The organism is Vibrio sp. 10N.239.311.G01 (assembly GCF_041465805.1).
Lineage (GTDB): Bacteria > Pseudomonadota > Gammaproteobacteria > Enterobacterales > Vibrionaceae > Vibrio > Vibrio crassostreae_C.
The window spans coordinates 99565-114742 of the sequence record NZ_JBFSRM010000007.1; the positions used below are offsets into that span (position 1 = coordinate 99565).

The following is a 15178-nucleotide window of genomic DNA, read 5'->3' on the forward strand; positions in this document are numbered from 1 at the left end:
GTTCCTGTCTGATTTGATTGATAAAATAGCAAAACATGGAGGCATTTTCTTACAATGCCTCCTTTTTTTAATATTCCCCTTGTTTTATTGGCGCTCAACCTTTAGATATATACAGTTAAAAAATAATTACGTATAACGATCAAAAGGAACCCGTCATGGCACATACACCTCAAGCCAAGTATCGTAAAGATTATCAATCACCATCTCACACGATTTCTGAAATCGATCTTACTTTCGATTTGTACGATTCAGCATCCATTGTTACGGCTGTTTCTAGTGTTAAGCAGGAGAAAGACAGCACGACATTAGTACTTGATGGTGAAGGCTTGAAGTTGGTTTCTGTTTTGGTTGAAGGCAACGAATGGACTCAGTACGAGCAGTCTGAAACTCAACTTACGCTGAATGACCTTCCAAAAGAATTTACTCTAACCATCGTTACCGAAGTTAACCCTGAAGGGAACAGTGCACTTGAAGGCTTGTACAAGTCGGGTGGCGCGTTCTGTACTCAATGTGAAGCTGAAGGTTTCCGCCGTATCACTTACTACATGGATCGCCCAGATGTGTTGGCGAAATTCATTACAACGGTAATTGCAGACAAAGCAGAGAACCCATTCTTATTAAGTAATGGTAACCGTGTAGATGAAGGTGAAGCTGAAAACGGTCGTCATTGGGTGAAGTGGCAAGACCCACATCCAAAACCAGCGTACTTGTTTGCTTTAGTAGCGGGTGACTTTGATGTACTTCGTGACGCATACACTACACAATCGGGTCGTAAAGTTGACCTAGAAATCTTTGTTGATAAAGGCAATCTAGACCGTGCGAGCCACGCGATGGTTTCTTTGATTAACTCAATGAAGTGGGACGAAGAACGTTTCAATCTTGAATACGACTTAGACATCTACATGATCGTAGCCGTTGATTTCTTCAACATGGGTGCGATGGAAAACAAAGGCTTGAACGTATTCAATTCGAAGTTCGTTCTAGCAAACGACCAAACTGCAACGGATACAGATTACCTAGGTATTGAAGCAGTAATCGGCCATGAATATTTCCACAACTGGACAGGTAACCGAGTGACGTGTCGCGATTGGTTCCAGTTAAGTCTGAAAGAAGGCTTAACGGTATTCCGTGACCAAGAATTCTCATCTGATCTTGGTTCTCGCGCAGTAAACCGTATTAACAATGTACGTATCATTCGCGGTCCACAATTTGCAGAAGATGCTAGCCCAATGTCTCATCCAATTCGTCCAGAAAAAGTGATAGAAATGAATAACTTCTATACTTTGACAGTGTACGAAAAGGGCAGTGAAGTGATCCGTATGATCCACACATTGTTGGGCGAAGATGGTTTCCAAAAAGGCATGAAGCTGTACTTCGAACGTCACGATGGTACGGCTGCAACATGTGAAGACTTCGTCGCGGCAATGGAAGATGCGTCGGGCGTTGACTTATCTCAGTTCCGCTTATGGTACAGCCAGTCTGGTACGCCGACGCTGTCTGTTGAAAGTAAGTACGACGCAGAGAAGAAACAGTACACGTTAACAACTCGCCAAGTAACAGCGCCAACTCATGAGCAAACGGAAAAGCAGGCTCTGCATATTCCTCTTGATATCGAGCTGTACACAGCTGCGGGTGAAGTTGTTGAGTTACAATGTAACGGTAAGCCAGTTCATAATGTATTAGATGTGAAAGAAGCAGAGCAAACGTTCGTGTTTGAAAACGTTTCTGAGCAACCGATCCCATCATTACTTCGTGAATTTTCTGCGCCAGTGAAATTGGAATATGACTACTCAGATGAAGAACTGATCTTCTTGATGGTGAATGCTCGCAATGAATTCTCTCGTTGGGATGCGGGTCAAATGCTATTAGCGAAGTACATCCGCAGTAACGTGGAGAAAGTTCAGCAGGGTCAAGCGTTTGAGCTTTCTGATTCTGTTGTTGATGCATTCCGTGGCGTACTGCTGAGTGATTCACTAGAGCCTGCGTTTATTGCAGAAATGCTTTCTCTACCAAGCCACAATGAAGTATCGGGTTGGTACGAGCGCGTTGATATTGATGCGGTCGCATCGGTTCTTAACTCAATGAAAGTCACACTAGCTGCAGAACTTGAAGACGAGTTAGCGGCGGTTTATCACAGCCACGCACTAACAGAATACACGGTCGATCACGATTCGATTGGTAAGCGTACTCTACGTAAAGTTTGCCTAAGTTACTTAGCACATACAGAGCAGGGTAATGACTTGGTTGTTGCGATGTACCAGCAAGCAAACAACATGACAGATACGATGGCAGCAATGGGCGCGGCAAACAGTGCACAACTACCATGTCGTGAAACCTTGATGGTGGATTACAGTGACAAGTGGAAACACGATGGTCTTGTTATGGATAAGTGGTTTGCATTGCAAGGTACAAACCCAAGTTCAAACGCACTTGAAGTGATCAAAGCGTCGATGTCGCACCAGGCGTTCAGTTTGAAGAACCCGAACCGTACCCGTAACTTGGTCGGTTCATTCTTAAACATGAACCCGGTTCAATTCCACGACAAGTCTGGTCAAGGCTATGCATTTGCAGGCGAGATCTTACGTGAACTGAACAGCAGCAACCCGCAAGTGGCTTCACGTCTGATTGATCCACTTCTTAAATTCCGTAAGTACGACGATGAACGCCAAGCTCTGATCAAAAAAGAACTAGAGACGTTAAAGAACATGGACAACCTAGCAAAAGACTTGTTTGAGAAAGTGACGAAAGCACTAGAGGCTTAAGTCAGCGCGCATTCAGGTAACTGTTTGCTAATAAGCGGTTTACTAATAAACTGTTTGCTACAACGAAAGGTCATCAGTGGTAGAGAATATCTGCCACTGATTTTTTGTTTCTGGTTCATCGAATTTTCGATAAGCTAGAGCAGCTTCAAGTTCAGTTTCACCGTCAGACATCTAAAAGTGCCAAAAAACACTGGCACTGTTTATTTATACAGGTATCGTATGAATCGCTATATTTTCCAACTTAACATCTCATATCAGCAGTTTTTGGCCAGCTATTCTGGTACGGCAAGTAAAGTTCAAGTGATAACAACAACAGGTTTACGCTTACAGTTACCTGCAACTCGATTCAGACCATTTCTTACACAAATAGGGGTTAGAGGGCAGTTTAGGCTGACAACTGACCAAAAAAATAAGTTTATTAAGTTAGAAGCTCTGTAAACCTTGGCATGCCTAGTGAGTTAAAAGGAATCTTAATCACATAATCAAACATTTCAGCTCTTACCACCTCCAAAACAATTAACTATTTTTCAATAATGCTTTTACAATAAATGAATGCATTACCTTTGCTTAACTCGTTAGTAGAAAAGCGCTCAACGGCACGTTTCAAACACCAGATTAAGTGATCCCCCTAATAATAAAATATAATTCTAATTGTGGAGTGTGACTATGACCGCACGTGAAACTGTGGTTCCAGTTTTACTTGAAAAAGTTTACAAGCTGATTCAAGACAAACTTGACCTTGCTCATCGACCTCTCGTAACTCAACTTGCTCAACACTTGTTTAGTAACGTTTCTCACGACGATCTGACTCAGAGAAACGAATCCGATTTATATGGTGCTGTAGTTAGCTTATGGCATCACATCAATGAAAAGAAAGCCGACGAAATCTCTGTACGCGTATTCAACCCGACGGTAAGTCGTCAAGGTTGGCAGTCTACTCATACTATCGTTGAGATAGTCGTTCCAGACAGTCCATTCCTTGTTGATTCCGTAAAAATGGCATTGACTCGCCTAGACCTTTCTTCTCACCTTATGCTTCATAACCCAACACAAATCTCTCGCTCAGATAAGGGCAGTGTTGTCGGTGTAAGCAATAACGAAGGTGCATTCCAATCGCTTTTCCATATCGAAGTTGACCGTCTGAGTAGTAAAGCTGAAATGACAGCACTTAAAACGGAGTTGCTGGATATCTTTACCGACACTAGCTTAGTCGTGAACGATTGGTTGAAGATGGTTGAAAGACTTGAAGAAGTGACCAATCAAGTTGAACAGCAAAAAGAGAGCATTCCAGTAGACGGCCAGCGCTTTGATGAAACGTTGGCGTTTCTTCGTTGGTTAGGCCAACACAACTTTACATTCATGGGTTATAAGGAATATGACCTAGTTTCAGTTAACGGCGACACTGAACTGCAACCGACCAAGGAGCAAGGTCTTGGTTTGTTTGCGAACTCAGATCGTGTACGTAACGTTAAGCTATCTGAGTTTTCTGATTCGGCACGTCTTGAAGCGAAAAAGCCTTATGTGCTTATCGTAACCAAGGGCAACACGGCTTCACGCATTCACCGCCCAGCTTACAACGATTACATTGGTATTAAGAAGTTCGATAAGAACGGTAAGGTCATTGGTGAGCACCGCTTTACTGGTCTTTACACATCTGCCGTTTATAACCAAACCGTTGAAACGATTCCTCTTGTTCGCGAGAAAGTAGAACGTATTTTGGATGCGAGTGGTTACCGTGAAGGTTCATACTCTTACAAAGCGCTGCACAACATTCTTGAAAACTACCCACGTGATGAACTGCTGCAAGCTCGAGAAGAAGAGCTACTAGAAGTCGGTACGGGCGTAGTACAAATGCAAGATCGCGATCTCCTGCGTTTGTTTGTTCGCAAAGACCCGTTTGGTCGTTTCTTTAGCTGCATGGTTTACGTAACAAAAGATCGTTACAACACTGAGCTTCGTCGCCAAACACAGCGCATCTTGAAACAGTACTTTGGTTGTGAAGAAGAGGTTGAATTTACAACGTACTTCTCTGAAAGCCCGCTAGCAAGAACGCACTATATTGTTCGTGTTGATAACAACAACATGGATGTGGACGTGAAAACAATTGAGCAAAATTTAATGGAAGTATCGTCTACGTGGGATGACCGTCTGTCTGAATCTATCATTGCAAACTTCGGTGAAAGCAAAGGTCTTCCATTGTCGAAAGAGTACATGCGTGCATTCCCACGTTCGTACAAAGAAGACATGATGCCAGGTTCTGCTGTTGCCGACATTGAACGTTTAGAAGCGCTAAGTGAAGACAACAAACTGGGTATGCTTTTCTACCGTCCTCAAGAAGAAGCGGCAGATTCAAAAGCCGTTCGTTTGAAGTTGTTCTACCACAGCGATGAGCCAATTCACCTTTCTGATGTTATGCCAATGCTTGAAAACTTTGGCCTACGCGTTATCGGTGAATCTCCATATGAAGTGCGTAAAACCAACGGTGTGACCTATTGGATCCTTGATTTCTCTATGCTGCACAAGAGCGATAAGACCATTGATCTTCGTGAAGCTCGCGATCTTTTCCAACAAGCCTTTGCGGCAATCTGGGCGGGTGAGTTAGACAGCGATGGTTTCAACCGCTTAGTACTTGGCGCTGGTCTTTCTGGCCGTGAAATCTCAATCTTACGTGCTTATGCTCGTTACATGCGTCAAGTTGGTTTCCCATTCAGCCAACAATACATTGAAGACACATTGTCTCATTACCCAGAATTAGCGAAAGGGCTAGTGAGCCTATTCGGCAAGCGTTTTGACCCGAAACTGAAGGGCAGCGTAAAAGGCCAACAAGATCTTATTAAGAAGATCACTGAACAGTTGGATCATGTAGAAAGCTTGGATGATGATCGTATCATTCGTCGCTACATGGAAATGATCACTGCAACGCTTCGTACTAACTACTACCAAGTAGACGAGAATAAGCAGTCTAAACCTTGGTTGGCTCTGAAAATGAGACCAAGCGAGATTCCAGATATCCCTGCGCCGGTTCCTGCGTTTGAGATCTTCGTTTACGCACCAGACATTGAAGGTGTGCATTTACGTGGCGGTAAAGTAGCACGCGGTGGTTTACGTTGGTCAGACCGTCAAGAGGACTTCCGTACTGAGATTCTAGGCCTAGTTAAAGCGCAACAAGTTAAGAACACGGTTATCGTACCGGTTGGTGCTAAAGGTGGTTTCGTTTGTAAGCGTCAACACATGATGTCTGGCCGAGACGAGATCTTTGCTGAAGGTCAACGTTGTTACAAGCGCTTCATCCGTGCATTGCTAGACGTTTCAGACAACATCATTGAAGGTGAGGTTATCCCACCTAAGAGCGTTGTTCGTCACGATGAAGATGACCCATACTTGGTTGTTGCAGCCGATAAAGGCACCGCGACATTCTCAGATCTAGCGAACTCAGTAGCTGAAGAGTACAACTTCTGGCTAGGTGATGCGTTTGCATCGGGTGGCTCTAACGGTTACGACCACAAAGCCATGGGTATCACGGCGAAAGGTGGCTGGGAATCGGTTAAACGTCACTTCCGCGAAATGGGTATTAACTGTCAAAGCACAGACTTCACTGCCATTGGTGTGGGTGATATGGCGGGTGACGTATTTGGTAACGGTATGCTGCTATCTAAGCACATTCGCTTGCAAGCTGCGTTTAACCACATGCACATCTTCATTGACCCGAATCCAGAATCAGCATCAAGCTGGGTAGAGCGTGACCGTCTGTTTAATCTGCCTCGTTCAAGTTGGGAAGATTACAATAAAGACCTGATTTCTCAAGGTGGTGGCATCTTCTCTCGCCGAGCGAAGTCTATCTCTTTGACACCTGAAATTCAGAAAATGCTGGGTACCAAGAAAGCATCAATGGCACCAAACGACTTGATCAAAGCGATCTTGTCTATGAAAGTTGATCTACTTTGGAACGGCGGTATTGGTACTTACGTTAAGTCTTCTAGTGAGACTCATACCGATGTGGGTGACCGTGCAAATGACGTGCTACGTATCGATGGCCGTGACCTGAAAGCTAAGGTTGTTGGTGAAGGCGGTAACTTGGGTATGACTCAATTGGGTCGTATTGAATACGCTCTAACGGGCGGTCGAGTTAATACTGACTTTGTCGATAACGTTGGTGGTGTAGATTGCTCGGATAACGAAGTTAACATTAAGATCTTCTTGAATGGCTTGGTGTCTAATGGTGATCTTACCGTTAAGCAACGTAACCAAGTTCTTGAATCTATGGAAGATGAAGTAGGTGAAATCGTACTAGACGACGCTTACTGCCAAGCTGAGTCTATCTCTGTTACTGAGCATCAAGGTGTAGGCTTAGTGAAAGAGCAAATCCGCTTTATCCACACAATGGAAAAAGCCGGGTACTTAGACCGTGGTTTGGAATACATCCCAGATGACGAAACGCTGCTAGAACGTGAGAAGCAGGGCCAAGCACTAACAAGACCAGAGCTATCAGTATTGATCGCTTACGGTAAAATGGTTCTAAAAGAAGATCTTGTGAGTGATGACATTGCGAATGATGAGTTCCATGCTCAACAACTGATGCAATACTTCCCAACAGAGTTACGCCGTAACTACTCTCAGCACATGGATAACCATCCACTTCGTGCAGAGATCATTGCGACTGCGCTTGCTAACCAAATGGTTAACGAGATGGGCTGTAACTTCGTGACTCGCTTGCAAGAAGAGACGGGCGCGAACATTGTTGATATTGCGAATGCTTACGCGGCATCACGTGAAATCTACGGCCTGGGTAAGGTATTGAAGAGCATCCGTGAACTGGACAACATCTCAAGTTCTGAAGCTCAATACGAATTGCTTTACCATGTACGTCGTACGCTTCGTCGTCTAGCACGCTGGTTGCTAAGAAACCGTACCGGTAAACAGTCAGTGAATGCATTGATTGAGCTTTACCAAGGTGATGTCGTCGCAATTACTGAGAAGCTGGATGAAAACCTAGTGGCTTCAGAAGTAGAAGAGCATCAAGCAATGGCTCAAGTATGGATTGACCAAGGTGTAAACGCTGAGCTGGCTAATTCAGTGGCTCGTTTGTCTAGCCTGTACTCAGCACTGGATATATCTACAGTGGCTCGTGAAACAGGTAAAACAGTACAGCAAGCGTCTAAGCTTTACTTCAACCTAGGCGACCGTTTGTCACTGCACTGGTTCTTGAAGCAAATCAATGGCCAAGCTATAGACAACAACTGGCAAGCACTGGCGCGTGCAGCATTCAGAGAAGATCTGGATTGGCAGCAACGCCAGTTAACTGGTCAAGTACTTAACTGTGGTTGTGCTTCAGATATCGATGTGATTAAAGCGCTTGATGACTGGATGGAAAGTAACTCTGTTTCTCTACATCGTTGGGAAAGCATCCTAAACGAATTCAAAGTAGGTTCTGTTCATGAGTTTGCTAAGTTCTCAGTAGCACTGCGTGAATTGATGCTGTTGAATCTAAACTGCATGTCAAAAGACTAGTTACTAGATAAGACGAAAAAGTATAAGGGCAGGCCAAAAGGTCTGCCTTTTTCGTTTCGGTAAAGTGGAAACAATAGGCCTAACGACTTTTGAAGAACAAACTTCGACGCAAACGTTGTTTGTTGTTAAGTGACCTGATGGCTGTACTAAGGTTGAGATTAGAAATGGCTTAATAACTTGAAGAAACGATAACGTTTGCTTAATAATGAACCTCATTCGTTAGCAAACTTGATTATCTTACCCTTACAGACAGTAATAGATTGAATAGTTGGGTAAATAAGTAAATAATAGCGCCCCGTTTACACGGGGCTTTTTTCTATCGGAGGCACAATGCTTTACCGTCTAGCCAGAACTGGCTTTTTCCAACTTGATGCCGAAAAGGCACATGATCTTGCAATTCAAAATTTCAAGCGCTTCACAGGCACACCTATTGATCTTTTGTATCGCCAACAATTACCTCACCGACCTGTAGAGTGCATGGGTCTTACTTTTAAAAACCCAGTTGGCCTTGCTGCTGGCCTAGATAAAAACGGCGAATGTATTGATGCATTTGGCGCAATGGGTTTTGGTTTCGTAGAAGTAGGAACAGTGACTCCACGTCCGCAAGCGGGTAACGACAAACCTCGTTTATTCCGTCTTGTTGAAGCTGAAGGTATCATCAACCGCATGGGTTTTAACAACCTAGGCGTCGACAACCTTGTTGAGAATGTTAAGAAGTCGAACTACGATGGCATCTTAGGCATTAACATTGGTAAGAATAAAGACACACCAATTGAAAAGGGCGCTGAAGATTACTTGATCTGTATGGAGAAGGTATATCAATACGCTGGTTACATTGCTGTGAACATCTCTTCACCAAACACTCCAGGACTTCGTTCTCTACAATACGGCGAAGCTCTAGACGATCTATTGTCTGAACTTAAAACGAAACAATCTGAACTGGAAGAGAAGCATGGTAAATATGTTCCTCTTGCTCTTAAGATTGCTCCGGATCTAAGCGACGACGAAATTCGCCAAATTTGTGAATCATTGATCAAAAATAAGATCGATGGTGTGATCGCAACAAACACAACATTGGATCGTTCAATCGTTGAAGGTATGAAACATTGTGATGAAGCGGGTGGCCTAAGTGGACGTCCTGTTCAATCTCGTAGTACTGAAGTAGTTCGTAAACTTCACGAAGAGCTTGGTGACCAACTGCCGATCATCGGGGTAGGTGGTGTTGATTCGTATGTTGCTGCAAAAGAGAAAATGATGGCAGGCGCTAAGCTTGTACAAGTTTACTCTGGTTTCATTTACAAAGGTCCAGGCCTTGTAGGTGACATCGTTAAAAATCTTTAAACGGCAAGACGCTTTTATTTCTGAAAAGCGACAATCTGGCATCGTCTTAATAAAAGAGACACTGTAACTCACTGAGTTGTAGAGAAAAGCGACAAGAAAGAGGAATTCATTTCCTCTTTTTTTTTGCCTATTGCTCAGTAAAATTACTGTAATTGAAGGTAATTTTGCGTTTTACCTAATGGAATGGTTCAACAGTGTGAGACGAAATGATGCTTAAACCTAGCGATACATGGAGTTGGTATTACGATGAGCAGCAATGTTCATTAATGCTAAACCTCGGAGAGGATATGATTTTCAAAACGAATCTGGTCCGCAATAAGCTGGTGGACTGTGCGTTTCGAGATAATGAATTCACCGTTGATGACGCATCTTCATACCAAACCTTCAAAGAACAAATTTCTGGCTTAGAACTGTCTGAGCCTCGTCAAGCTGAATTAGCACTCTATTGTGTGGCAGCAAAGCGTTTCCATAAGCCTGTACAGCCTAAGAGTTGGTTCTTCGACTCACAGGGCGCTGGCCACGAATACCCTCAAGAAGGGGATATCGTACAAATGAATAACGAGCATAGCTTAGGGTATTTCATTGTATTAGAAGTGGGAGAGTGTGCGAGCCTATGTGCATTTGTCGACCTAGAAGAGTTTCTGCTTACACCTTCAAAAGGGTTACGCTTTGGCGACTCGATTAAGGTCATGCACGATAGAATGATAGACGCGAACGCTATTCTTCATCAAACGCACATTGCGATGGTCGGTTAGCCTTCAATCTAGTCCATCATTTCTCAAACACATCGCAACGCATCAACCTGTCAAATCTTCCCCAAAATCGGCTCATTAGCCGATTTTTTGTGCCTAAAAAACCTCATCCTGATAAATACATCACTGCTTAACCATTTAAATAGTGAACTTACGACTATTTTTTCGCCTTAATTTCTGCCTGTTTTTATCGCCAGAAGTGTAATTTACCCATCTTTATTCCCTGTTTTTGTCCTTTTGTAGCTAACTTTCACCCGCAAACTTCATTTGGTATATACCAATTTTAGGGTGAATATAAATTCACATTGTCGCTTTAACGGGGATTTGCTCATGAATCGTGTTGGTTTGATAAGTCTTATGTTCTAAGGGGATGTGGGTAAGCGATCGCTTCAACACTGTGTGTTTGCTAGCCAGTTAGAAGAAAGATTCAATGAAAAGACGAGTTTAGTGTGATGCTCTAGTAACAAATTCAGGTATAATCGAGCTCATTTTTATCAATAAAAGAACACTATGAATCAATATCTAGCGGTTACCTCAAATGGCCTTGAGAATTTATTAGTTGAAGAACTAACCCAACTAGGGATTACAAACGCAAAACCTGTTCAAGCAGGTGTTAAATTCAAAGCCACCAATGAGCAAATTTATCGTTGTTGTTTGTGGAGCCGTTTGGCTTCTCGATTTGTACGTGTCCTTTCTGAATTCACTTGTATGGACGACATGGATTTGTACCTATCAACCACTGCGGTTAACTGGGTAAATCAATTCCATAGCTCTAAGCGTTTTGTTGTTGACTTCAATGGTACGAACAACGAAATCCGTAATAGCCAATACGGTGCGATGAAAGTAAAAGATGCGGTTGTCGATTGCTTCGAGAAGAAGTCTTTGCCTCGTCCTTCTATCAGCAAAGAGAACCCAGATGTTCGTATTCACGTTCGTCTACACCGTGATAAAGCGATTCTTGGTGTTGATATGGTGGGTAGCGGTCTTCACCAACGTGGCTACCGTCCAGAATCAGGTCGTGCTCCGCTGCGTGAAACACTAGCTGCTGCAATCCTTCTTCGTAGTGGTTGGGATGCAACGAAACCTTTCTTAGATCCTATGTGTGGTTCAGGTACGTTAGTGATTGAAGCGGCGATGATGGCTGCAAACATGGCTCCAGGTGTTAAACGTCAGAAGTGGTGTTTTGAATCACTAGAAGATTTCGAACCAGAGCTATGGGCTGAAGTGAAAGCTGAAGCGAACGTTCAAGGTCGTCGTGGTGTTAAGAAAGTGGAATGTAAGTTCTATGGCTACGACAATGATGAACGTATGATCAAAACTGCGCGTGACAATGCTCGTCGTGCCGGTGTTGAAGAGTTGATTGAATTCGAAGTAGGCGATGCTGCAAAGCTTAAGCGTCCTACAGAGTTTACTGATGGTGTGATTGTTTCTAACCCGCCTTACGGTGAACGTCTTGGTACCGAGCCGGGTCTTATTGCACTTTACACAGCATTCGGTGCACAGCTCAAAGCTGAATTTGGTGGCTGTAACGCATCTATCTTCTCTAGCTCAGACGAGCTACTAAGCTGCTTACGCATGCGTGCAGACAAACAGTTCAAATTGAATAACGGTGCGTTACCGTGTCACCAAAAGAACTACTCAATTTCAGATCGTCCGATGTCAGAACGTCCAACGGGCGAGCAAGAACAGTTAATTGCTCCTGACTTCGCAAACCGTCTTAAAAAGAACATCGGTAAAATTGGCAAGTGGGCTAAGAAAGAGCAATTAGATTGTTACCGTATCTACGATGCGGACTTACCAGAATACAATGTAGCGATTGATGTATACCCAGGTCATCTTGTGATTCAAGAATACGCAGCGCCTAAAGATGTACCGGAAGAGAAGGCTAAACGTCGCTTAACCGATATCATCCGTGCTTCTATTCAAGTAACAGGCGTAGAAGCAAACAACGTTGTGCTTAAAGTTCGTCAGAAACAGAAAGGCCGTTCTCAATACCAGAAATTGGCTCAAGACTCATCGAACTTAGAAGTGAACGAGTATGGCGTTAAGCTGATTGTTAATCTTCATGATTACCTAGATACCGGGTTGTTCCTAGATCATAAGATCACTCGTCGTCGTATCGGTGAGATGGCCGCAGGTAAGGATTTCCTAAACTTGTTTGCTTATACAGGAAGTGCATCTGTTCATGCTGCTGTGGGTGGTGCTCGTTCTACAACTACTGTTGATATGTCTAATACCTACCTAGAGTGGGCGAAAGAGAACATGGAGCTTAACGGTCGTGTTGGTCGTCAACATCAGTTTGTTCAAGCTGACTGTCTACAATGGCTAGCTAAAGAGCAGGGTTCTTATGATCTGATCTTTATCGATCCACCTACGTTCTCTAACTCAAAGCGTATGGATCAATCTTTCGATGTTCAACGTGATCACATTCAGCTGATGGAAAACCTTAAACGTCTTCTTCGTGAAGAAGGCACGATTGTGTTCTCTAACAACAAGCGTCACTTCAAAATGGACTTGGAAGCTCTAGATGAGTTAGGTCTTAAGGCTCAGAATATCTCAGCGAAGACACTTCCATTGGACTTCTCTCGCAATAAGCACATTCATAATTGCTGGTTGATTACACATAAGTAGTTAAGAGATCGTATAAGGATATATAGTGCTGACTCTCTACAGTACAGAAGGGTGCCATCTATGTGAGATGGCATTCCAACTCACGGAACAGTTAAACATTAGCCATCACGTCAACGTTGTTGACATTGCATTTGATGATGAGCTCTTTTCCCGTTACGGGGTCACTATTCCGGTGCTCAAATTTGAAAGCTCTGACCTTTCTCAAAGCTCAGAGCTTAACTGGCCATTTGGCTTGTTAGAACTTAATGATTGGTTAAAGAAGAATGGCATTACTTACAATTCATAATGGGCAATTAGCGTTTGGTGATCACCCATTATTAGATCGTGCGGACTTCGTGCTGCAAGAAAACGAACGTGTATGTTTAGTAGGGCGCAATGGCGCTGGTAAGTCGACATTGATGAAAATCCTATCTGGAAACATCATCATGGACGACGGTAAGATGCAAATCACGCAAGATGTGGTTGTGTCTCGTCTAGAACAAGATCCACCGCGTAATGAACAAGGTACAGTTTATGACTATGTTGCTGGTGGCCTTGCTGAAATCGGCGAACAGCTGAAGATCTATCATGATCTTCTGGATCTCATCGCGACAGACCCAAGTGAAAAGAATCTAAACCGCCTTACTCGCGTTCAAGAACAACTGGATCATGCTAATGCATGGCGTTTTGAAGATCGTGTAAGTAACGTATTGGCAGCACTTAAGCTGACTGCTGAAACCAAACTGACAGATTTGTCTGGTGGTTGGCAACGTAAAGCGGCACTTGCTCGTGCGCTTGTATGTGACCCTGACGTGCTTCTACTCGACGAACCGACTAACCACTTGGATGTTGCAACCATTGAATGGTTAGAGGGCTTCCTGAAAGACTTCCGCGGTTCAATCATCTTTATCTCGCATGACCGTGCGTTCATTAAATCGATGGCAACACGTATTGTCGATCTTGATCGCGGTAAATTGAGCTCTTTCCCGGGCGATTACGAAAATTACCTTGTTGAGAAAGAAGAGGCGCTTCGTGTTGAAGAAATGCAAAACGCTGAATTCGATAAGAAGCTTGCTCAAGAGGAAGTTTGGATTCGTCAGGGTATTAAAGCTCGTCGTACTCGTAACGAAGGCCGTGTTCGTGCGCTTAAGAAGCTACGTGAAGAACGTTTGAACCGTCGTGAAGTGCAGGGCAAAGCGATTATCCAAATCGACGATGGCCAGCGTTCTGGTAAGATTGTATTTGAAGCAGAGAACATTAACTTTGGCTTCGAAGGCAAAGAGATTGTTAAAGATTTCAGCTTCAACATCATGCGTGGTGATCGTATTGCTCTGATTGGTCCTAACGGTTGTGGTAAGAGTACGGTACTTAAGCTGCTTCTTGACCAGCTTAAGCCTGATTCAGGTCGTCTGCATTGTGGTACTAAACTTGAAGTGGCTTACTTCGACCAATACCGCGAAATCCTAGATCCTGAGAAGTCTGTAATTGATAACCTAGCGGATGGTAAGCAAGAAGTGACAGTAGGCGGCCGTGAGCGTCATGCACTAAGCTACTTACAAGATTTCTTATTCTCACCAAAACGTGCTCGTACTCCTGTTAAGGCACTATCAGGTGGTGAGAAAAACCGTCTGTTATTAGCTCGTATCTTCCTTAAGTCGAACAACTTATTGATTCTCGATGAGCCAACCAACGATCTAGATATCGAAACTTTGGAACTTTTAGAAGATTTGCTTGCCAACTATCAGGGTACGCTTCTTTTAGTGAGCCACGATCGTCAGTTTGTTGATAACACGGTTATGACAAGTTGGATCTTCGAAGGTAACGGTGTGATTGAAGAATTTGTTGGTGGCTATCACGATGCTCAACAGCAAAGAAAGCAAGCATTAGAGTACCGACAGGTTGAAAAGCCATCAAAGCCTGAGAAAGTAGTTGAGGAAACTCCCAAAACTGCGCCAGTTAAGGCTAAACCTAAGAAGTTATCGTATAAGCTACAACGAGAACTAGAAGCGCTACCAATGCGTTTAGAAGAATTGGAAACTCAAATTGAAACTCTTCAGGAAGAAGTCAACGATCCAAGCTTCTTTTCGAAATCTGTAGAGCAGACACAACCAGTATTAGATAAGCTATCTGCAGCAGAGCAGGAGCTTGAAGTTGCTTTTGAGCGCTGGGAAGAGCTCGAGGCACTACAACAGGAAAGTTAAGAAG

Annotated in this window: 8 protein-coding genes; all 8 read left to right on the forward strand. The window is 43.6% G+C overall.

Translation table 11 applies throughout. The features are described 5' to 3' along the window. Positions 1-155: 155 nt before the first annotated feature. A complete protein-coding gene (gene pepN / locus AB6D06_RS07760; RefSeq protein WP_372110097.1) occupies positions 156-2762 on the forward strand; it encodes an aminopeptidase N in 2607 nt (868 codons plus the stop codon). Between the two features lie 219 nt (positions 2763-2981). Further along, positions 2982-3200, forward strand: a complete 219-nt coding sequence (locus tag AB6D06_RS07765; RefSeq protein WP_081325156.1) for a DUF2835 domain-containing protein — start codon at positions 2982-2984, stop codon at positions 3198-3200. Between the two features lie 228 nt (positions 3201-3428). Continuing rightward, positions 3429-8270: an NAD-glutamate dehydrogenase gene (locus tag AB6D06_RS07770; RefSeq protein WP_017066961.1), complete on the forward strand. Its 4842-nt coding sequence runs from the start codon at positions 3429-3431 to the stop codon at positions 8268-8270. A 330-nt stretch (positions 8271-8600) separates the two neighbouring features. Further along, on the forward strand, positions 8601-9611 hold the full coding sequence (pyrD, locus tag AB6D06_RS07775) for a quinone-dependent dihydroorotate dehydrogenase (RefSeq protein WP_102479755.1): 1011 nt from the start codon (positions 8601-8603) through the stop codon (positions 9609-9611). A gap of 206 nt (positions 9612-9817) precedes the next feature. Beyond that, positions 9818-10366 (forward strand): cell division protein ZapC, encoded by a 549-nt coding sequence (locus AB6D06_RS07780; RefSeq protein ID WP_017059680.1) that lies wholly within the window; start codon positions 9818-9820, stop codon positions 10364-10366. Positions 10367-10873: 507 nt separating this feature from the next. Further along, the gene (rlmKL, locus tag AB6D06_RS07785) at positions 10874-12994 is read left to right on the forward strand and encodes a bifunctional 23S rRNA (guanine(2069)-N(7))-methyltransferase RlmK/23S rRNA (guanine(2445)-N(2))-methyltransferase RlmL (RefSeq protein WP_017068915.1); all 2121 of its coding nucleotides are present in this window, start codon (positions 10874-10876) and stop codon (positions 12992-12994) included. A gap of 25 nt (positions 12995-13019) precedes the next feature. Then, the gene (locus AB6D06_RS07790; RefSeq protein ID WP_019823251.1) at positions 13020-13280 is read left to right on the forward strand and encodes a glutaredoxin family protein; all 261 of its coding nucleotides are present in this window, start codon (positions 13020-13022) and stop codon (positions 13278-13280) included. Then, on the forward strand, positions 13258-15174 hold the full coding sequence (locus AB6D06_RS07795) for an ABC transporter ATP-binding protein (RefSeq protein WP_017059678.1): 1917 nt from the start codon (positions 13258-13260) through the stop codon (positions 15172-15174). Before AB6D06_RS07790 ends, AB6D06_RS07795 begins: the two co-directional genes overlap by 23 nt. The last annotated feature ends 4 nt before the right edge of the window (positions 15175-15178 follow it).